The organism is Xanthobacter dioxanivorans (genome assembly GCF_016807805.1).
Classification (GTDB): domain Bacteria; phylum Pseudomonadota; class Alphaproteobacteria; order Rhizobiales; family Xanthobacteraceae; genus Xanthobacter; species Xanthobacter dioxanivorans.
This window is the reverse complement of the sequence record NZ_CP063362.1, coordinates 3,884,154-3,901,234: the sequence shown is the minus strand read 5'-3', so window position 1 is coordinate 3,901,234 and position 17,081 is coordinate 3,884,154. Positions and strand designations below refer to the sequence as shown.

General features: G+C 68.9%; 18 protein-coding genes. 8 read left to right on the top strand and 10 right to left on the bottom strand.

Annotated features, from left to right (window positions below; translation table 11 throughout):
- Window positions 1-28 precede the first annotated feature (28 nt).
- On the top strand, window positions 29-1,186 hold the full coding sequence (locus EZH22_RS18225) for a CaiB/BaiF CoA transferase family protein (protein WP_203191917.1): 1,158 nt from the start codon (window positions 29-31) through the stop codon (window positions 1,184-1,186).
- Window positions 1,187-1,192: 6 nt separating this feature from the next.
- Here EZH22_RS18225 and EZH22_RS18220 read toward each other — a convergent pair whose 3' ends face one another.
- From EZH22_RS18220 to EZH22_RS18205, 4 genes are read right to left on the bottom strand one after another with little or no spacing between them, the layout of a single operon-like run.
- Window positions 1,193-1,564, bottom strand: coding sequence for an antibiotic biosynthesis monooxygenase family protein (locus EZH22_RS18220; protein ID WP_203191916.1), 372 nt, complete (start codon window positions 1,562-1,564; stop codon window positions 1,193-1,195).
- Window positions 1,565-1,593: 29 nt separating this feature from the next.
- Window positions 1,594-1,779: a hypothetical protein gene (locus tag EZH22_RS18215; RefSeq protein WP_203191915.1), complete on the bottom strand. Its 186-nt coding sequence runs from the start codon at window positions 1,777-1,779 to the stop codon at window positions 1,594-1,596.
- A 30-nt stretch (window positions 1,780-1,809) separates the two neighbouring features.
- Window positions 1,810-2,217, bottom strand: a complete 408-nt coding sequence (locus EZH22_RS18210) for a hypothetical protein (RefSeq protein ID WP_203191914.1) — start codon at window positions 2,215-2,217, stop codon at window positions 1,810-1,812.
- An 11-nt stretch (window positions 2,218-2,228) separates the two neighbouring features.
- Window positions 2,229-3,026, bottom strand: a complete 798-nt coding sequence (locus EZH22_RS18205; RefSeq protein WP_203191913.1) for a sterol desaturase family protein — start codon at window positions 3,024-3,026, stop codon at window positions 2,229-2,231.
- A 500-nt stretch (window positions 3,027-3,526) separates the two neighbouring features.
- On the opposite strand from EZH22_RS18205, the gene EZH22_RS18200 reads away from it, so the two are divergent.
- From EZH22_RS18200 to EZH22_RS18175, 6 genes are read left to right on the top strand one after another with little or no spacing between them, the layout of a single operon-like run.
- Window positions 3,527-4,801 carry an ABC transporter substrate-binding protein gene (locus EZH22_RS18200; RefSeq protein ID WP_203191912.1) on the top strand — a complete coding sequence of 425 codons (1,275 nt, stop codon included), beginning with the start codon at window positions 3,527-3,529 and terminating at the stop codon, window positions 4,799-4,801.
- Window positions 4,802-4,814: 13 nt separating this feature from the next.
- A complete protein-coding gene (locus EZH22_RS18195; protein ID WP_203191911.1) occupies window positions 4,815-5,696 on the top strand; it encodes a branched-chain amino acid ABC transporter permease in 882 nt (293 codons plus the stop codon).
- A complete protein-coding gene (locus tag EZH22_RS18190; RefSeq protein WP_203191910.1) occupies window positions 5,693-6,709 on the top strand; it encodes a branched-chain amino acid ABC transporter permease in 1,017 nt (338 codons plus the stop codon). Before EZH22_RS18195 ends, EZH22_RS18190 begins: the two co-directional genes overlap by 4 nt.
- Window positions 6,710-6,712: 3 nt before the next feature.
- A complete protein-coding gene (locus EZH22_RS18185) occupies window positions 6,713-7,522 on the top strand; it encodes an ABC transporter ATP-binding protein (protein ID WP_203191909.1) in 810 nt (269 codons plus the stop codon).
- The gene (locus tag EZH22_RS18180) at window positions 7,516-8,238 is read left to right on the top strand and encodes an ABC transporter ATP-binding protein (RefSeq protein ID WP_203191908.1); all 723 of its coding nucleotides are present in this window, start codon (window positions 7,516-7,518) and stop codon (window positions 8,236-8,238) included. The genes EZH22_RS18185 and EZH22_RS18180 overlap by 7 nt, the downstream gene beginning before the upstream one ends.
- Before the next feature lie 4 nt (window positions 8,239-8,242).
- A complete protein-coding gene (locus tag EZH22_RS18175; protein ID WP_203191907.1) occupies window positions 8,243-9,352 on the top strand; it encodes a Zn-dependent alcohol dehydrogenase in 1,110 nt (369 codons plus the stop codon).
- A gap of 186 nt (window positions 9,353-9,538) precedes the next feature.
- Here the strand turns inward: EZH22_RS18175 and EZH22_RS18170 are convergent, their stop codons facing one another.
- A complete protein-coding gene (locus tag EZH22_RS18170; RefSeq protein WP_203191906.1) occupies window positions 9,539-10,330 on the bottom strand; it encodes a GntR family transcriptional regulator in 792 nt (263 codons plus the stop codon).
- An 85-nt stretch (window positions 10,331-10,415) separates the two neighbouring features.
- The gene (locus EZH22_RS18165; RefSeq protein WP_203191905.1) at window positions 10,416-10,712 is read right to left on the bottom strand and encodes a DUF6166 domain-containing protein; all 297 of its coding nucleotides are present in this window, start codon (window positions 10,710-10,712) and stop codon (window positions 10,416-10,418) included.
- 150 nt (window positions 10,713-10,862) lie between these two features.
- Here EZH22_RS18165 and EZH22_RS18160 point away from each other — a divergent pair, with 150 nt between their 5' ends.
- The gene (locus EZH22_RS18160) at window positions 10,863-11,210 is read left to right on the top strand and encodes an ArsC family reductase (protein WP_203191904.1); all 348 of its coding nucleotides are present in this window, start codon (window positions 10,863-10,865) and stop codon (window positions 11,208-11,210) included.
- Between the two features lie 138 nt (window positions 11,211-11,348).
- Here EZH22_RS18160 and EZH22_RS18155 read toward each other — a convergent pair whose 3' ends face one another.
- The 4 genes from EZH22_RS18155 to phaC all read right to left on the bottom strand — a co-directional run bounded on the left by EZH22_RS18155 (window position 11,349) and on the right by phaC (window position 16,844).
- Window positions 11,349-11,993, bottom strand: coding sequence for a GNAT family N-acetyltransferase (locus EZH22_RS18155; RefSeq protein ID WP_203191903.1), 645 nt, complete (start codon window positions 11,991-11,993; stop codon window positions 11,349-11,351).
- A gap of 213 nt (window positions 11,994-12,206) precedes the next feature.
- Window positions 12,207-13,472 (bottom strand): M16 family metallopeptidase, encoded by a 1,266-nt coding sequence (locus EZH22_RS18150; protein ID WP_203191902.1) that lies wholly within the window; start codon window positions 13,470-13,472, stop codon window positions 12,207-12,209.
- Complete coding sequence (gene thrC / locus EZH22_RS18145) at window positions 13,469-14,881, bottom strand: threonine synthase (protein ID WP_203191901.1); 1,413 nt, start codon at window positions 14,879-14,881, stop codon at window positions 13,469-13,471. Before thrC ends, EZH22_RS18150 begins: the two co-directional genes overlap by 4 nt.
- 202 nt (window positions 14,882-15,083) lie before the next feature.
- Window positions 15,084-16,844, bottom strand: a complete 1,761-nt coding sequence (phaC, locus tag EZH22_RS18140) for a class I poly(R)-hydroxyalkanoic acid synthase (RefSeq protein WP_203191900.1) — start codon at window positions 16,842-16,844, stop codon at window positions 15,084-15,086.
- Window positions 16,845-17,081 lie beyond the last annotated feature (237 nt).

Genomic DNA, 17,081 nt, shown 5'->3' with positions numbered 1-17,081 from the left:
GCGACGCCACAAGGGATGAGAAAACGCCATGCCCGACACGCCGCCCACCCCCAAAGGCCCCCTCGCCGGCATCCGCGTCGTCGACCTCTCCCGCCTCGCCCCCGGCCCCTATTGCACCATGCTGCTCGCCGACCTCGGCGCGGAGGTGATCGTGGTGGGCGGCGGGCGCGCCGGCGTGGCGATCCCGGAATTCTCACGGGGCAAGCGCCACATCGCTCTCAATTTGAAGGCCGCCGGGGGCCGGGCCGCCCTGCATGCGCTGGTGAAGACCGCCGACGTGCTGGTGGAAGGCTTCCGCCCCGGCGTCGCCGACCGCATCGGCGCGGGCTATGGCGAGCTCTCCGCCCTCAATCCGCGCCTCGTCTATTGCGCCCTCACCGGCTTCGGGCAGGACGGGCCGCGCGCGAAGGAAGCCGGGCACGACATCACCTATCTGGCACTCTCCGGCGTGCTCGGGAGCATGGGGCCGAAGGACGGGCCGCCCGAGGCGCCGCTGAACCTCGTGGCCGATTTCGCCGGCGGCAGCCTGGTCGCCGCCATCGGCATCCTCGCGGCGGTGGTGGAGGCGAAGGCATCCGGCCGGGGCCAGTTCATCGATGCGGCGATGATGGACGGCGCCCTCTCCCTCATGGCCATGCACCTGCCGCTCTGGCGCACTCCGCACTGGCCGGCGCGCGGCGACGGCCTGCTCGGCGGCGGGGCGCCCTTCTATCGCACCTATGCCTGCGCCGACGGCGGCTACATGGCGGTGGGAGCGCTGGAGCGCGGTTTCTTCGAGACCCTGTGGCGCACCCTCGGCCTCGGTGACGCGCCGGACCACATGCGGCGCGACCTGTGGCCCCACATCGAGCAGACACTCGCGCGGACGTTCGCCGCCCGCACCCGCGCCCACTGGACGGACGTGTTCGCCGGCACCGACGCCTGCGTCGCGCCCGTCCTTGCGCCGGACGAGGTCTGGGACGAGCCCCACGTGGCCGCCCGCCATCCCGGCTGCGGACCCGAGCGGGTCCCGGCGGTGCCGCGCCTGTCACGGACGCCGGCGCTCGCGGGGCCCCTCGACCTCACCGACCGCACCATCGAAGTGCTGCGCGAGATCGGGCTTTCGGACGAGGCCGCCCGCGCCGCCGCCGCGCCGGACGACGGCGAGGGCCGCTCGGGCCTCGCCTGGCCGCCGGAGCTGCGCTGAGGGGGCTCAGAAGGCCGGATCGGCCGCGAGCTTCGGCCGATGGACGGCGCGGCTGTCGTCGGGCGCCTCGGCGCGCTCGGTCATCCCGTAGTCGCGCACCACGGCGGCCACGCGCAGGCGATAGTCGCGGAACACGCCCGCGCGTCCTGCCGCCTGTGTCCGGCGGTGGGAGGCGAGGTTGCGCCAGGCCTTCACCGCCTCCTCGTCGCGCCAGATGGAAAGGGACAGCATCTTTCCCGGCTCGGTGAGGCTCTCGAACCGCTCCACGGAAATGAAGCCGTCCATCTGCTCCAGCTCGCTGCGCAGGCGGGCGGCGAGGTCCAGATAGACCTCGCGCTGGCCCTCGGCGGGCCACACCTCGAAAATGACGGCGATCATCGCGTTTTCTCCCTCGCGGCGATGGCGACCTACACCTTGTCGCCGGGCCGGCGCTGCACTTCCGGAAACACCCACATGGCGACCACCATGAAGATGCCGAGGAAAGCGACGGCATATTTCGGCCCCTGCAGTCCCAGGCTCGCCTGGAAGGCGTAGCCGGCGGCGGCGACGGCGAGCACCACGAGGGACAGCATGAACTTGATGCGGGTGGGCATGACGTTTTTCCTCCGGATCTCGAACGCCGGTCAGGCGAAATGCTGGAACAGCGCGGCGCCTCCGCCCGGCACCGCGAGCCAGGCCGCCAGCGCCGCGGCCTGGAGCGCCACCAAGGCGGCGAGCCCCCGCCGGCCGTCGCGGAACGCGTTCGGCAGGAGCTCGAACGGCGCCGGCGCGAACAGCACGACAAGCCCCCCCACGATCACCAGGGATGTCAGCCGCAGGTGCGCGTAGCCATAGGCCAGCGCCCCGGCCGCCAGCGCCAGCCACAGCAGGCTGTTGAGGGCGACGAGGGCAAGGCCGCCGGCTTTTCGCGCCGCCGCCGGCCGCGTGCGCGCGGGATACATGCCCGCGAGCACGAGGAAGCCGAGGCATGCCGCCGTCCACAACGCGGCGAAGACCGCGAGGGCGGAAAGGTTGGGCTCGATGGCGTCCATGGCGGTTGCCGCTACTCGGCCGCCGCCACGCGGGCGGACGCTTCGGCCGTGCCGCGCGGGGTCCGGGCGGTGCGGCGCATGTCGGTCTTCACGAAGCGCGTGTCGTAGCCGTTGAACAGGTGGCCGACGAGGCCGCGGTTGAGGTCGGAGGTGCCGAACACCCAGTCCATGATGGGGAAGGTGAGGTTCATGTTCCGCTCCATCATCAGCGACTGATTGTGGTGCGCCGCGTGGTGGCGCCGGATGGTGTTGATGAAGGGCGTGTTCCGCACCAGCCAGTTCTCGTCGATGTGCGTGCAGAAGTGCATGAACTCGTAGATGAGGTAGATGGACGTGGTGGTGGTGATGAACAACCAGCCCACGTTCGGCGAGATCAGCCAGCCGAGGATGATGGCGCCGGGAATGGACATGAGCGTGAAGGTCACCAGCGCATAAGGCGGGAAGAAGGTGACGCGCCAGTCGTGATGGTCGGCAAAGCGCATCTCCTCTTCGGTGAAGAACTGGTGATGCATGAGGGTGTGCCGGTTATACACGGCCCGAAACAGCGGGAAGCTCGACGGGCGGTGCATCACATAGCGGTGCAGCCACCATTCGAAGAAGTTGCAGAACAGGAAGACCACGGGAATGGTCAGCAGCTCCCACCACCGCACCTGGTGCATGTTGGCGACGTACACGTAGAGGGCGGTGAAGCCGATCGTGTAGATGATGAGGATGTGAAGCCAGCCGTTGTACCAGCCGGTAACACGCTCGCGGTAGGTCGCGCGATACTTGCGCTGCCGCTCGGTCATGGGGCTCGAGGTCAGTTCCATCGCTCTCTCCCTTGCGTCTTGCCTTGAATGCCTGCGCCCCGGGGCGCCCGCCCGACGAGGCGGCCCGCCGGGCGGCTGCACCCTGATTCGTCTTCCGGCCGACGCCGCCTGCACGCCCCATGGGGCGCGGCGAAGCTCGTGTGGACAACTAATATGTCAGCATCACATCATGCGCAAGAGCACCTTTTCGCCCGCCAGAGCGGGCGCAATGCCCCGTGCCGCTGCTTTCCACGCCGAACAGATGCATTAAAAATCAATGGCTTATTGAAACTGGCCACCTTCAAAATGATCCAGATCAAAAAAGGCGCTTGCAGACATTCTTTTGGCATATCTATGATATGTCAGTTTCCAAAGACGGGCATAAGACCCGCGGGCAGCGGATCCCGGCCGGTTGCGACAACCGGATGGGTGAATCCGCTCCGGACTTGAGAAACGAGGACGAGTCGTCCGACGGGCCTGCGCCGCAGGCTCATCGGCGCGCGCTCAGAGGGAGGACGCCAATGGACATATCTCGCCGCACTCTGATGCGGGGGGTCGGCGCTGCCGGCCTCGCCGCCGCCGCGCCCGGCATCTTTTCGCCAGCCATCGCCCAGGCAAAGCCCGTGCGCGTCGGCATCCTCGCGCCCCGCTCCGGCGCCATGGGCACGGTCGGCGAATGCGGCATCCGCGCGGTGCAGTGGGCCGCCGAGCGCATCAACAAGGCCGGTGGCATCGCCGGCCGCCCGCTGGAGCTGGTGATCGAGGAGGAGACCTCGCCCAAGGACACCATCGAGCGCTTCCGCCGCCTCGCCTTGCAGGAGAAGGTGGACTGCGTGCAGGGCCTCATCTCCACCGGCGTCAGCCTGGGCGTCGCGCCGGTGGCCGAGGAGGAGCAGGCGCTCCTCATCATGTGGGACGGCACCACGCAGGACGGCGTGAAAGAGGCCATGCCCAAGTCGCGCTACGTCTTCCGCTCCACCGACAACGAGTGCGAGGCGGTGATGGCCTCGCTCCTCGCCATCAAATACTTCAAGGGCAAGATCAAGCGCATCGCCGGCATCAACCCGGACTATTCCTACGGCCGCAACAACTGGGAAGCCTTCCGGCAGATCCTCAACCGCGCCGGCGTCGAGGTGGAGGTGGTGGCCGAGCAGTGGCCCAAGGTCGGCACCATGGACCTCACCTCGCACGTGGCGGCGCTGAAGGCGGCCAAGCCCGACTTCATCTTCTCCTCCATGCTGTTCGCCGACCTGCCGGTGTTCATGAAGCAGGGCTCGGCCGCCGGCCTGTTCGAGGGCGTGAACCTCGCTTTGCCCGCCGCCGGCTGGCAGATCAACCAGCTGAAGAAAGAGTTCATGCCCGAGAACATCGTGTTCGGGCACAACACCCTCTACTTCGCCCTGCCCAACGCCTCGGCGCTGCAGAAGGCGTTCGTGGACGACTATATGGGCCGCTACAAGGAAGCGCCGCACTGGGAGGCGGACCGCGCCTATTTCGCCCTCGCCGCCTACAAGGCGGGGGTCGAGGCGGCCTCGAAGGCCACCGGCCGCTGGCCCAAGCTCGACGAGATCATCGATTCGATCCCGAAGCAGAAGGTGGAGAGCCTCGGCGGGCCGGGCCAGTTCCGCACCGACAAGATCGCCGAGCAGACCTTCTATCAGGGGCTGTCCACCAACCAGAATTCCTATGACTTCCCCACCCTGAAGACGGTGGACAGCTACACCGCCGACCAGCTCCAGAAGCCGCCCGGCGTGGATTTCTGGGAATGGCTGAAGACCTCGAAGCTGCCGGTCTGAGGAGGCCTTCCGCGTGACCGTCCTTCTCGACATGATCCTTGGCGGCGTCTTTCACGCCGCCATCCTCTTCCTCGTCGCCGCCGGGCTTCAGCTGGTGTTCGGCGTGCAGAAGATCGTGAACCTCGCCTGCGGCTCCTTCTACGCGCTCGGGGCCTATTTCGGCATCACCGCCGTGGGGCTCGCGAGCGCCGCGGGCATGCCGCCCATCCTGGTGCTGCCGGTGCTGATCCTCTCGGGCCTCCTCATCGGCCTCGTGGGCCTGCCGGTGGAGCGCATCCTGCGCACCGTCTACCGGCGGGACGAGAGCTACCAGCTGCTGCTCACCTTCGGCCTGCTCCTGATGTTCCAGGATGTGTTCCGCTTCTTCTGGGGCGCCACCCCGCGCACCCTCGACAATGCCTATCTCGCCTACGGCACGGCGGAGTTCCTCGGGGTGCGCGTGCCCACCTACAACCTGCTCGTGGTGGCCGCGGCCATCGCCATCGCGGCGACGCTGGGCGCCTTCCTGCAGAAGACGCGCACCGGCCGCATCATCCGCGCCACCGCGGAAAACCGCGACATGACCGAGGGCCTCGGCGTCAATTCCAACCGCGTCTTCGCCGCCGTCTTCACGGTGGGCTGCATGCTCGGCACGGTGGGCGGCGCGCTGGTGGTGCCGGCCTCCGCCTCCTCCCTCGACATGGCGGTGGAGCTGGTGGTGGAAGCCTTCGCCGTGGTGGTCATCGGCGGCCTCGGCTCCATGCGCGGGGCGCTGGCCGGCGCCCTCATCGTCGGCCTCATCCGCGCCGCGGCCATCATGGTCCTGCCGGAGGCTGAAATTCTCTCCATCTACCTGGTCGTCATCGCGGTGCTCATCCTGCGTCCGGCCGGCCTGTTCGGAAAGGCGATGGCATGAGCATCCCCACCTCGACGCGCATCACGGTGGCGCCGGCCGCGCCCGCCGCCCTGTGGCGGCCCTCCGGCCTCGCGGCCTTCCTGGTGGTCGTCGCCGCCATGGCGGGGCTGCCGCTCGTCGCCTCCACCTACACGCTCACCCTGATGGTGCCGTTCTTCGGCTTCGCCATCGCGTTGCTCGGGTTCAACCTCTTGTTCGGCTACACCGGCCTGCTCTCCTTCGGGCATGCCATGTTCCTCGGCATCGGCGCCTATGCGGCGGCGGTGATGACATCGAAGCTCGGGGTGCGCTCCATCGAGCTGATCCTGCTGTCCGCCATCGCCGCGGCGACCCTCATCGCCATCCCGGTCGGCTATCTGTGCGTGCGCTACACGCGCATCTTCTTCGGCATGCTGACTTTGGCCTTCGGCATGCTGTTTCACTCCATATTGTTCAAGTTCTACGGCCTCACCGGCGGCGACCAGGGCATGCGGGTGCTGCGCCCGCTCTTGTTCGGCATGGAATTCGAGGGCGGCAAGACCGCCTTTCTCACCGGGCCATTCTATTACTACGCGCTGGCGCTGCTCACGCTGCTCGGCTTTATCATGTGGCGCATCGTGCGCTCGCCTTTCGGCCTGCATCTTCAGGCCATCCGCGAGAATGCGCAGAAGGCGGCCTATCTCGGCGTCACCGTCCCGCGCATGCGGCTCGCGGCGTTCGTCATCTCCGGCGTCTACGGGGCGATCGGCGGGGTCATCCTCGCCGTCACCATCGGCCTCGCGGACCCGGAGATCGTCTACTGGACCCAGTCCGGCAACCTCGTCTTCATGGCGGTGCTGGGCGGCTCGGGAGCCTTCGCCGGGCCGGTGGTGGGGGGCCTTGCCTTCGTGCTGCTGCAGGACACGGTGATGTCAGCGACGCAATACTGGCGCTTCGTCATGGGCGGCGTGCTGGTGCTCCTCGTCATCTTCTTCCCGCGAGGCATCGCCGGCCTGTTCGGCGACGTCCTCGCCCGTCTCAAGCGCGGGAGCTGACCCATGGCGAGCGCCGCCCTCCTCTCCGCCCACGCCGTCTCCAAGAGCTACGGCGATTTTCACGCCTTGCGGAACGTCTCGGTGCACGTCAACGACGGGGAGTTCATCTCCATCGTCGGCCCCAACGGGGCGGGCAAGAGCACTCTCGTCAACGTGCTGACGGGGCTGCTCAGGCCGACCACCGGCCACGTCCACTTCCGCGGCCAGGACATCGCCGGCATCGGCCCGGTGGAGCTGTCGCGCCGGGGCATGGCGCGGGGTTTCCAGCTGGTGAACATCTTCCCCGCCCTCACCGTGCGCGAGACGCTGGGGGTCGCCGCCGCCTCGCGCCTGAGGCGCAGCGCCAACCCCTTCCGCAGCCTCGGCGGCGACCGGGAGATCCGCGACGCGGTGGAGGAGGTGGCGGACATCTTCAACCTGCGCCATCGGCTGGAGCAGCAGGCCTGCGCCCTCTCCCAGGGCGAGAAGAAGCTGCTGGATGTCGCCAGCGCCTTCGCCCTCAAGCCGGAACTCATCCTCATCGACGAGCCCACCTCCGGCGTCTCCACCGGCGACAAGCACGCCATCATGGAGCTGCTGGTGCTGGCGGCGAAGAAAGCGGGGGTGCGCGGCATCATCCAGGTGGAGCACGACATGGACCTCGTCGCCCGCTACTCGGACCGCATCGTCGCCCTCCAGGGCGGCAGCGTGCTGGCGGACGAGAAGCCGGAAACCTTCTTCAAGGACCCCGCCCTCATCGCCGCCGTGGTCGGCACCCGCCCGCCGAAGATGCAGCCGAAGGCAGCGCCGGCCCAGGAGATCCACCCATGCTGAGCATTTCCGGCCTCAAGGTGGACATCGCCGGCAGCCGCATCCTGAGCGGCATCGACATGGCCGTGGAGCCGGGCGAGCTCGTCGCCCTGCTCGGCCGCAACGGCGCGGGCAAGACCACCACCTTCCGTTCCATCATGGGGTATCGCAAGCCGGCCGCAGGCTCCATCCGCTTCAAGGGGCAGGAGCTGGTGGGCCGCCCCACCCACGAGATCGCCCAGATGGGCATCGGCTTCTCGCCGGAGGAATCGGAGGTCTATGCCGACCTGACGGTGGCCGAGAACATCGCGCTGCCCACCTGGACGCGCCGCTCGCCCCTTTCGGAGGCGGAGCGGGTGGAGCGCTCCCTCGCCGTCTTCCCGAAGCTGCGGCAGTATCTCACCCGCGGCGGCGCGCAGCTCTCCGGCGGCGAGCGCAAGATGGTGTCGGTGGCGCGCGCGCTCGCCCTCGACCCGAGCCTGCTGCTGCTCGACGAGCCGTTCGAGGGGCTGTCGCCGGCGATCATCCCGGTCATCTCGGAAGGCATCGCCTCCATCCGCGCCATGGGCGAGGCGGTGCTGATGGCGGAATCCAACGTCCACCACCTGCCGGACTATGTGGACCGCCTCTACGTGCTGGAGCGCGGCGAGATGATCTTCTCCGGCACCCTGGCCGAGGCCAAGCGCGACAAGGCGGTGATGCGCGTCATCGCCGGCGAGGTCGAGCTGGAGCACGGCTGACACCATGCCCCTCTCCTTTCGTGCCGCGGTGCTCCACGCGCCGCAGACCCCGCTTGTCGTCGAAACGGTGGAGGCCGCGCCCCTCGCCCCCACCGATGTATTGGTCCGCATCAAGGCCGCGGGCCTGTGCCACACCGACCTCGAGGTGATCGAGGGCGGCCTCGTCTATCCCATGCCCATCGTGCTCGGCCACGAGGCGTCAGGCATCGTCGAGGATGTGGGGCGCGAGGCGAAGGGGGTGAAGGTGGGCGACCACGTGGTCCTCTCCTGGAACCCCCATTGCGGCCACTGCTTCTATTGCGACCGCGCCCAGCCGATCCTGTGCGAGGGCTACCTCGCCGAGGGTCCCAAGGCCCGCGCCTTCGACGGCGGCGCCAGGGCGCGCCTCGCAGACGGGCGGGAGCTGGGCAGCCTCATGTTCCTCGGCGCCTTCGGCGAATACTGCATCGTGGCCGACCAGCAGGCGGTGCCGGTGCCGCCCGAGCTGCCGTTCGACCAGGCCTGCCTCATCGGCTGCGGGATCATGACCGGGGTGGGCGCGGCGCTGAACGTGGCGCGCATCGCCACCGGTGACACGGCCCTGGTGATCGGTTGCGGCGCCGTGGGCCTCGCCGCCGTGCAGGGGGCGCGGCTGGCGGGAGCCGAGCAGATCCTCGCCGCCGACCTCGACGACGCCAAGCTCGCTTTGGCCCGGAGCATGGGCGCGACCCACACAGTGAACGCGCGCACCGGCGACGTGGCGGAAGCCGCCCGCACCCTCACCGGCGGCCGTGGCGCCGACGCGGTGCTCGAATCCGCCGGCAGCGCCATCGCCTTCCGCGCCACCATGGAGGCGGTGCGGCCGGGCGGGCAGGTGATCTGGCTGGGCAAGATCGACGTGACCAGGGACGTGGCCTTCCGCTGGGGCTCGCTCATGGGCGAGAAGCGCATCCGCCGCTCCTCCTATGGCGGTGCCCGGCCGGCCCGCGACTTCCCCTTTCTCGCCCGCGCGGCGCTGGCCGGGCGGCTGGACCTCGAAGGCCTGATCTCCCGGCGCATCGGGCTTCAGGACATCAACGAGGGATTCGCGGCGCTGAAGCGGGGGGAGACGATCCGCAGCGTGGTGGTGTTCTGAACCCGCCTGCCCCGGACCTGCGACGGCGAAGCCGGAGTGCCGAGCCGGGGCCCAGCGGAAAGTTCGGCGAAGCCGGCAATACCCGCCGCCCTCCCCGTTGAAGCCGCCTTCGGCGGACTCGTGCGCGAGGCCCCGGCTCTCCTTCCGCTTGCTCTCCAGTCGGCCGGGGCACGAGGGCGCTTCGCCTCACGCGTCCAGCGTCTTCCGGGCGAAGTCCTCGATATAGTCCACGAGGCGGATCGCCGCTTCCTCCGCCTGCCTCGGATCACGCCGGGCGACGGCTTCGGCCACCTCGGCATGAAGGCGAGCGGCCAGCGGCAGGTCGGCGACTTCGCGATAATGCTGGTACCAGAAACGGCGCGAGAGGGCGTTCATCAGGCCCATGGAGCGCACCGCGAACTCGTTGCGCGAGGCTTGCGCCATCAGCAGGTTGAAGCGCCGGTCGAGGCGCATGAAGGCGAGGTCGTCCTCCACCTCCGCCGCCTGCCGCATGGACGAGGCGATGTCGGCGAACGCTTCACGCTCTTCCGCCGTGGCGCGCTCGGCGGCGAGGCCGGCCATCAGCTTCTCGATGACGCGGCGCAGCTCCAGAAGCCTCAGCTGGGTGCGCAGGTTGATCTCGGACACCAGCACCCCGCGCCGCGGCAGCACCACCACCAGCCCGTCGCGGGCCAGCCGCTGCAGCGCCTCGCGGATGGGCGTGCGGCCGATCTTCAGCCGCTCGGACAAGGCGAGCTCCGAGAGCACCGCGCCGGGCGGCAGCTGAAGGGTGGCGATCAGCTCCTCGAGGATGCGGTAGGCCCGGTCGGTGAGGCTCGCATCCTCGGCGACGTCGGGCAGCACGTCCTTGCGGGACGGGCGGGCGGGCGGCTTGCGCGCCGGGGCACGCAGGCGGGTCTCGGCGGGGAGGAAATCCGCCGCCTCCGCATCAACGAGCACCACCTCCCGCTTCTGCCGCCGCACCGGGGTCTTCGCCATGGCCTTCTCCCTGCCCATTCTTCCGTTTGACCACGGACCCTCCCCCCGCCGTCAAGCGCCCCGCGCGGCGCGGCCGGCGGGAGGGTCAGGCGGCGGCCTTGTGCAAGGCGGCGTCGATGTCGCTGGAGGTCATTTCCCATTCATTGGCGAAATTGGCGACCACGTCGCGCATGAAGCCCGCGTGTAGCGCGAGGGCCTGGCGCCCGTCCCCGAGATGGTCGGCGAGGAGCGCGAGGGCGAGCTGGGCCGGGGCCGCACCCTCATAGCTCCATTCGAAGCCGTCGCGGCTCAGCGGGGCAATGTCCGTCCGCTGCGGAAGCGGCCGTCCGTCCACGGTGACAGCGATGCCGTCGATGGTGCGATCTCCGCGATATGTCTTCATTCTTCTGCCCGTCCAGCTGGATTGCACTGATATGTTACATGATCATTAGGGCCCGTTCAACGGCGCAGGCGCACCCCTGCGACGCGAAGGCGAAGGCGGCCCGGCGCGCCCTGGTGTAGCCTGCTGGCCTTTGTTTCGAGGAAATTGCAGATGACGACGACCATCTACGGCATCAAGGCGTGCGACACCATGAAGAAGGCGCGCTCCTGGCTTGAGGCGCACCAGGTGGCCTATGCCTTTCATGACTACAAGGCCGCGGGAATCGACCGCGGGACGCTGGAGGGCTGGGTGAAGGCGGTGGGCTGGGAAAAGCTGCTGAACCGCTCGGGGACCACCTTCCGCAAGCTGCCCGACGCCGACAAGCAGGGCCTCGACGCGGACAAGGCGATCGCGCTGATGCTGGCCCAGCCGTCCATGATCAAGCGCCCGGTGCTGGAGGCGGGCGGCGGCCTCCTCGTGGGCTTCAAGCCGGAGGACTATGCGGCGAAGCTGGCCTGATGCCTGCGGACTGATGCCGGCGCGGCGAGGCGCGTTGTGCTCCCGCCGTCGGGACGAGCCCGCGCCGCGCCGGAGCAAAGCTTGGTCGCGCGCGCACGAAGGCCGGGGCCGTTGGCATGTGCTTGGGCCGCCGGGCTCCTACGGCACCGCCGGGCGCGCCGCCTCGCGGCGGACGCCTCCCCGCCGGGTGCGCTCCGTCACCGCCCCGTCATTGCGCAGGCGGGCGAAGAGGATGTGGTCCTCCCACACGCCGTTGATGCACAGATATTCCCGCGAATAGCCCTCGCGCACGAAGCCGCAGGCCTCCAGCAGGTGGATCGAAGGCTCGTTGGACGGCATGCACGCCGCCTCGATGCGGCGCAGGTGCAGCGTGTCGTAGGCCACCGGCAGGAGCGCGTTCACCGCCGCCTTCATGTAGCCCTTGCCGGCATGGGGCGCCCCCATCCAGTAGCCAAGGCTCGCCGCCTGGCACACGCCACGGCGCACGTTTGACAGGGTCAGGCCGCCGAGGAGGACATGGTCCACGCTGCGGAAGACGAAGAGCGGATAGGCCTCGTCGGTCACCATGTCCCGCGTGTAGCGGCGCAGGCGGCGGCGGAAGGCCCCACGGCTCAGGTCATCCTCCGGCCAAAGGGGCTCCCAGGGGGTGAGGAAGGCGCGGCTCTGTTCCCTCAGATCCCGCCACGGCCCGAAGTCCTTCATCTGCGGCACGCGCAGATAGACGCCGTTCCCCTCGATGACGGGGAGCGGCTCGACCATCAGGACGGAACTCAGCGGCCACATGGTGCGCACCGAACGAAACCCTGTATCGACCCCGGGGAGGCCTTTTGCCGGGCCGGAGCAGGCCGGCCGTCGCCCCCGGAAATGAAACCGTCCGTTCCCGCCCGCCTGTGGTCCATGAGAGAGGGAACGGCCCAACTCGAAACTTTAACAAAGACAAAGAGAAAACGTTATCCGGCCGGCCTGCGGCACAAGCGAACCGATGCGCGGGTCCATCTAATGCACCCCCAGACGCTCCACCACCCGTGCGGCGGGCTCAAGTCCACCCTTCGGGCCGATGGCGGTCAGGGTCGGCCGGCCGCGGCCGATGAGGCCCCGCGCCGCCGCGCGCACCGCGGCCACGTCCACCGCATCCACCCGCGCCACGATCTCCTCCACCGGGATCACCCGGCCGAAACCGAGGATCTGCCGGGCCAGCTGGTCGGCGCGGGCGCCGGAACTCTCCAGCGCGGCGAGCAGCCCGACCTTCATCTGCGCCTTGGCCCGCGCCACCTCCGTCTCGTTCACCGTCTCGGCGGTGTCGAGGATCTGGTCAATGACGGCGTTGGAGAGCTCTTCCACGTCCCCGGTGTCGGTGCCGGCATAGACGCCGAACAGGCCGGTGTCCTGATAGCTCCAGTGGAAGGCATAGATGGAGTAGCAGAGCCCGCGCTCCTCCCGCACCTCCTGGAACAGGCGCGAGGACATGCCGCCGCCCAGCACGTTGGCCAGCACCTGCACCGCGTGATAGCCCGCATCCTTGTAGGAGCAGCCCTCGAGCCCGAGCAGCACGTGCACCTGCTCAAGGTCGCGGGCGACGAGGCGCGTGCCGCCGGCGTAGGCGGCGGCGGGAAGATCCGGCTTGGTGGCCGAGGCGATGCCCGCCAGCCGCGCCGCCGCCTCCTCCACCACACGCTCGTGATCCACCGCTCCGGCCGCCGCCACCACCATGCGCGGGCCGCGATAGGTGCGCCCGAGATAGGCGCCGAGCTGGTCGCGGCTGAAGGCGCGCACCGTCTCCGGCGTGCCGAGGATGGAGCGGCCCACGCTCTGGCCGGGGAACGCCTGCTCCTGGAACAGGTCGAAGACGAGATCGTCGGGCGTGTCCATGACCGCGCCGATTTCCTGGACGATCACGTTCTTTTCCCGCTCCAGCTCATCGGGGGCGAAGGCGGGCTCGGTGAGGATGTCGGACAGGATGTCGAGGCCGAGGCCGACATCCTCGCCCAGCACCCGCACGTTGTAGGTGGTCTGCTCCACCGAGGTGGCGGCGTTGATGTCGCCGCCCACCTGCTCGATCTCCTCGGCGATGCGCCGCGCCGAGCGGCGGCGCGTGCCCTTGAAGGCCATATGCTCCAGAAGGTGGGAGATGCCGTGCTCGTTCTCCCCCTCGTCCCGCGCCCCCGCGCCCACCCAGATGCCGAGGGAGGCGGTGCCGAGATGGCCCATCTCGTCGGTGATGACGGTAATGCCGTTGTCCAGGGTCGACAGCTTCACGCTCATGCGGCGGCACCCGAGGCGATGCGCGCGCGGGCGCGGATGAAATTCTCAACTGCCGCAAGGTCGTTTGGCAGCACGGTCAGGCTTTCACGCTTGGTCATCAGGTCGGCCATGTGCGGCGGCAGGCCCGGCCGATGCCCGGTGGCCGCCTCCACCGCGTCGGGGAACTTGGCCGGATGGGCGGTGGAGAGCACCACCTGCGGCACCTTGGCGGCGTGCTCCACCTTCTCGGCCACGGCGAGCCCCACCGCCGTGTGCGGATCGGCGAGGTAGCCGATGGACCGGTAGAGCTTCTCGATGGTCGCCGCCGTCTCCGGCTCGTCGGCGCGGGCGGCAGAGAAGTCCGCCGCGATGGCGGCCTGAGCCGCGCGCGGAACGGTGAAGGCGCCGGACTGCCCGAGCGAGGCCATGAGCTGGCGCAGCGCGCCGCTGTCGCGGTCGAGGGCGTCGAACAGCAGGCGCTCGAAATTGGACGAGACCTGGATGTCCATGGAGGGGGAGGACGAGGGGAGCACCCCCTTCACCTCGTAGCGCCCGGTATCCAGCGTGCGCACCAGGATGTCGTTGACGTTGGTGGCGATGGAGAGGTCGCGGATGGGAAGGCCCATCTTCTTCGCCACCCAGCCGGCGAGGATGTCGCCGAAATTGCCGGTGGGCACCACGAAGGACACCTCGCGGTGCGGCGCGCCCAGCGCCACCGCCGCGTAGAAATAATAGACCACCTGGGCGACGATGCGCGCCCAGTTGATGGAATTGACCCCCGCCAGCGCCAGCTGGTCGCGGAAGGCGTGGTGGTTGAACATGGCCTTCACCAGGCCCTGGCAGTCGTCGAACGTGCCTTCCACGGCGATGGCGTGGACGGACGGCGAGTTCACCGTCGTCATCTGCCGGCGCTGCACCTCGGACACGCGCTTGTGCGGGTAGAGGATGAAGACGTCCACCGCATCGGAATGGCGAAACGCCTCGATCGCCGCGCTGCCGGTATCGCCCGATGTGGCGCCGACGATGGTGGCGCGGGAGCCGCGGGTGGCGAGCACATGGTCCATCAGCCGGGCGAGCAGCTGCATCGCCACGTCCTTGAACGCCAGGGTCGGGCCGTGGAACAGCTCGAGGATGAAGCGGTTCGGCGCGATCTGCACCAAAGGGGTGACGGCGGGATGCCGGAAGCCGGCATAGGCGTCGGCGATCATCAGATCGAGGGCGCGCTCGGGCAGCGCGTCGGCCACGAAGGGGGAGATGACGGCCTTCGCCACCGCCGCATAGGGCTTGCCGGCAAACGCCGCGATCTCGCCCGGCGACAGGGTCGGCCAAGCCTCCGGCACATAGAGGCCGCCGTCGCGCGCGAGCCCGGCGAGCAGCGCATCGGAAAAGGACAGAACGGGAGCTTCGCCCCGAGTGGAAACGTAACGCACGGGCCCTCGACCTGAATCTTCGGCCGCACGACGGGCCTGCCCCCAAACTAGACGCAAGCGGCGTCGGGCGAAAGGCGGTAGGTGGAGCGCTGCCGGCCGGGAGCGATCCCGGCAGACCGGCACCGCGCGTCCCAGTGGACCCGTGCAAAGCGCGACCCCGTCCAAAGCCCCCGGTCGCGCCTGCGCCGCGTGGCGTCGTCCCTCAGCTCTTTTCCTTCACATAGCGGCCCGGCGCGTCCTCGATGGGGGTGAGCCGGCCGCCGCCGACGACGCGGGCGGGGACTTCGTCCGGATGCCAGGACGAGAACCAGGTCAGCCAGTCCGGCCACCAGGAGCCCTTGTGCTCCTGCGCGCCCTGCGCCCACAGGTCGTAGCTCGGCCCCGTCGGCCCGTCGGCCCAGTACTGGTACTTCCCCTTCGCCGGCGGATTGACCACCCCGGCGATATGCCCGGAGCCCGCGAGCACGTAGCGCACCGGGCCGGACAGGAGGTTCGCCCCGATATAGACCGAGTTGGCGGGCGCGATGTGGTCTTCCTTCGTCGCCAGCGAATAGACCGGGATGTTGATCTTGCTGACATCGATACGCACGCCGGACAATTCGGCGAGGCCGCGGGCGATGGAATTGGTGAGGTAGCAGTTGCGCAGGTAATAGGAATGGTTCGCTGCCGGCATGCGGGTCGAATCGGCATTCCAGAACAGAAGATCGAAGGGGAAAGGCGCCTTCCCCTTCATGTAATTGTTCACCACGTAGGGCCAGATCAGGTCGTTCGACCGGAGCAGGTTGAAGGCGGAGGCCATCTTGCTCCCCTCCAGATAACCCATCGTCTTCATCTTGCGCTCGATGCTGGCGAGCTGTTCCTCGTCCACGAACACCTTCAGGTCACCGGCGTGGGTGAAGTCGATCTGCGTGGTGAGGAAGGTGGCGGAGGCGATGCGGTCGTCCCCGGTCTGCGCCATGTAGGCGAGGGTCGTGGCCAGCAGCGTCCCGCCCACGCAATAGCCCACCGCATGCACCCGCCGCTGGCCGGAGGCCACCGCCACGGTGTCGAGGGCGGTCATGATGCCTTCGCGCATGTAGTCGTCGAAGCCCTTGGCGGCGAGCCGCGCGTCGGGATTGACCCAGGAGATGGTGAAGACCGTGATCCCCTGGTCTACCAGCCACTTGATGAGCGACTTCTCCGGCGTCAGGTCGAGGATGTAGAACTTGTTGATCCATGGCGGCACGAGCAGCACCGGCGTCTTCTTCACGCTGGGTGTCGTCGGCTCGTACTGGATGAGCTGCATCAGCTCGTTCTCGAAAATCACCTTGCCCGGGGTGGTGGCGAGGTTCCGCCCCACCTCGAAGGCCTTCATGTCGGTCTGGCGGATCCTGAGGGTGCCGCCGCCCTCGATCAGGTCGTCGGTGAGGTTCTTCATGCCCTTCACCAGATTCTCGCCGGACGAGCTCAGCGTCTCGCGGATGAGCTCGGGATTGGTGAGCACGAAGTTCGAGGGCGAGATGGCGTTGGACACCTGCCGCACCAGGAACTCGGCCTTGTGCTTCACGTGCGGATCGAGGCCCTCGGCCTCCTGCACCATGTCCTCGGCCCAGCGGGTGGTGACAAGGTAGGTCTGCTTCAGCGCATCGAAGATGGGGCTCTGCTGCCAGCCCGCGTCCTTGAAGCGGGCGTCCTTCGGGTCGGGCCGGGTCACCGGGTCCACCTCCTCCCCGGCGAGGCGCTTCATGGTGTTGGCCCAGACGGACAGATAGCCGGCCATGAGCCGGGACTGGGCCTCCAGCGTGCGCTGGGGATCGGCCATCCAGTATTCCGCCACGTGGGTCACGGTCTTCAGGGCGTCGGCGATGTCCTCCGCCATGTCGTCGGTCTTGGCCGGCTCGCGCGGGGTGAGGTAGGCGGCCATCGCCTTGCCGCCCTGCTCCACCATCATGGCGAAGTTTCGCGCCAGGGCCTCCACGTCCATGCCGACGTGCGGCGCCTCCCCGCGGACGAGGCGCCACCGGCGGCGGCCGCGCCAGCCCCGGCCGAACCACCGGATGCGGGAGCGGCCGGCCCGGCTGCGGCGGGGGCCCGATCCTGTGTCGGGGCTGGCGGAACCACCGTCAGGCGCGGCTCGGCCGGCGCGCCCGCCACAAGGCCGGGGACTGACTCGTTCGCCGTCTTGTTTGACGTTTCCTCGGCAACGGACATCCGCCATTCC

Excerpts from the sequence above, each read along its gene's own strand:
- EZH22_RS18225 (WP_203191917.1), top strand. The coding sequence starts at position 29 with ATGCCCGACACGCCGCCCACCCCCAAAGGCCCCCTCGCCGGCATCCGC.
- EZH22_RS18220 (WP_203191916.1), bottom strand. The coding sequence starts at position 1,564 with ATGATCGCCGTCATTTTCGAGGTGTGGCCCGCCGAGGGCCAGCGCGAG.
- EZH22_RS18215 (WP_203191915.1), bottom strand. The coding sequence starts at position 1,779 with ATGCCCACCCGCATCAAGTTCATGCTGTCCCTCGTGGTGCTCGCCGTC.
- EZH22_RS18210 (WP_203191914.1), bottom strand. The coding sequence starts at position 2,217 with ATGGACGCCATCGAGCCCAACCTTTCCGCCCTCGCGGTCTTCGCCGCG.
- EZH22_RS18205 (WP_203191913.1), bottom strand. The coding sequence starts at position 3,026 with ATGGAACTGACCTCGAGCCCCATGACCGAGCGGCAGCGCAAGTATCGC.
- EZH22_RS18200 (WP_203191912.1), top strand. The coding sequence starts at position 3,527 with ATGGACATATCTCGCCGCACTCTGATGCGGGGGGTCGGCGCTGCCGGC.
- EZH22_RS18190 (WP_203191910.1), top strand. The coding sequence starts at position 5,693 with ATGAGCATCCCCACCTCGACGCGCATCACGGTGGCGCCGGCCGCGCCC.
- EZH22_RS18185 (WP_203191909.1), top strand. The coding sequence starts at position 6,713 with ATGGCGAGCGCCGCCCTCCTCTCCGCCCACGCCGTCTCCAAGAGCTAC.
- EZH22_RS18180 (WP_203191908.1), top strand. The coding sequence starts at position 7,516 with ATGCTGAGCATTTCCGGCCTCAAGGTGGACATCGCCGGCAGCCGCATC.
- EZH22_RS18175 (WP_203191907.1), top strand. The coding sequence starts at position 8,243 with ATGCCCCTCTCCTTTCGTGCCGCGGTGCTCCACGCGCCGCAGACCCCG.
- EZH22_RS18170 (WP_203191906.1), bottom strand. The coding sequence starts at position 10,330 with ATGGCGAAGACCCCGGTGCGGCGGCAGAAGCGGGAGGTGGTGCTCGTT.
- EZH22_RS18165 (WP_203191905.1), bottom strand. The coding sequence starts at position 10,712 with ATGAAGACATATCGCGGAGATCGCACCATCGACGGCATCGCTGTCACC.
- EZH22_RS18160 (WP_203191904.1), top strand. The coding sequence starts at position 10,863 with ATGACGACGACCATCTACGGCATCAAGGCGTGCGACACCATGAAGAAG.
- EZH22_RS18155 (WP_203191903.1), bottom strand. The coding sequence starts at position 11,993 with ATGTGGCCGCTGAGTTCCGTCCTGATGGTCGAGCCGCTCCCCGTCATC.
- EZH22_RS18150 (WP_203191902.1), bottom strand. The coding sequence starts at position 13,472 with ATGAGCGTGAAGCTGTCGACCCTGGACAACGGCATTACCGTCATCACC.
- phaC (WP_203191900.1), bottom strand. The coding sequence starts at position 16,844 with ATGGACGTGGAGGCCCTGGCGCGAAACTTCGCCATGATGGTGGAGCAG.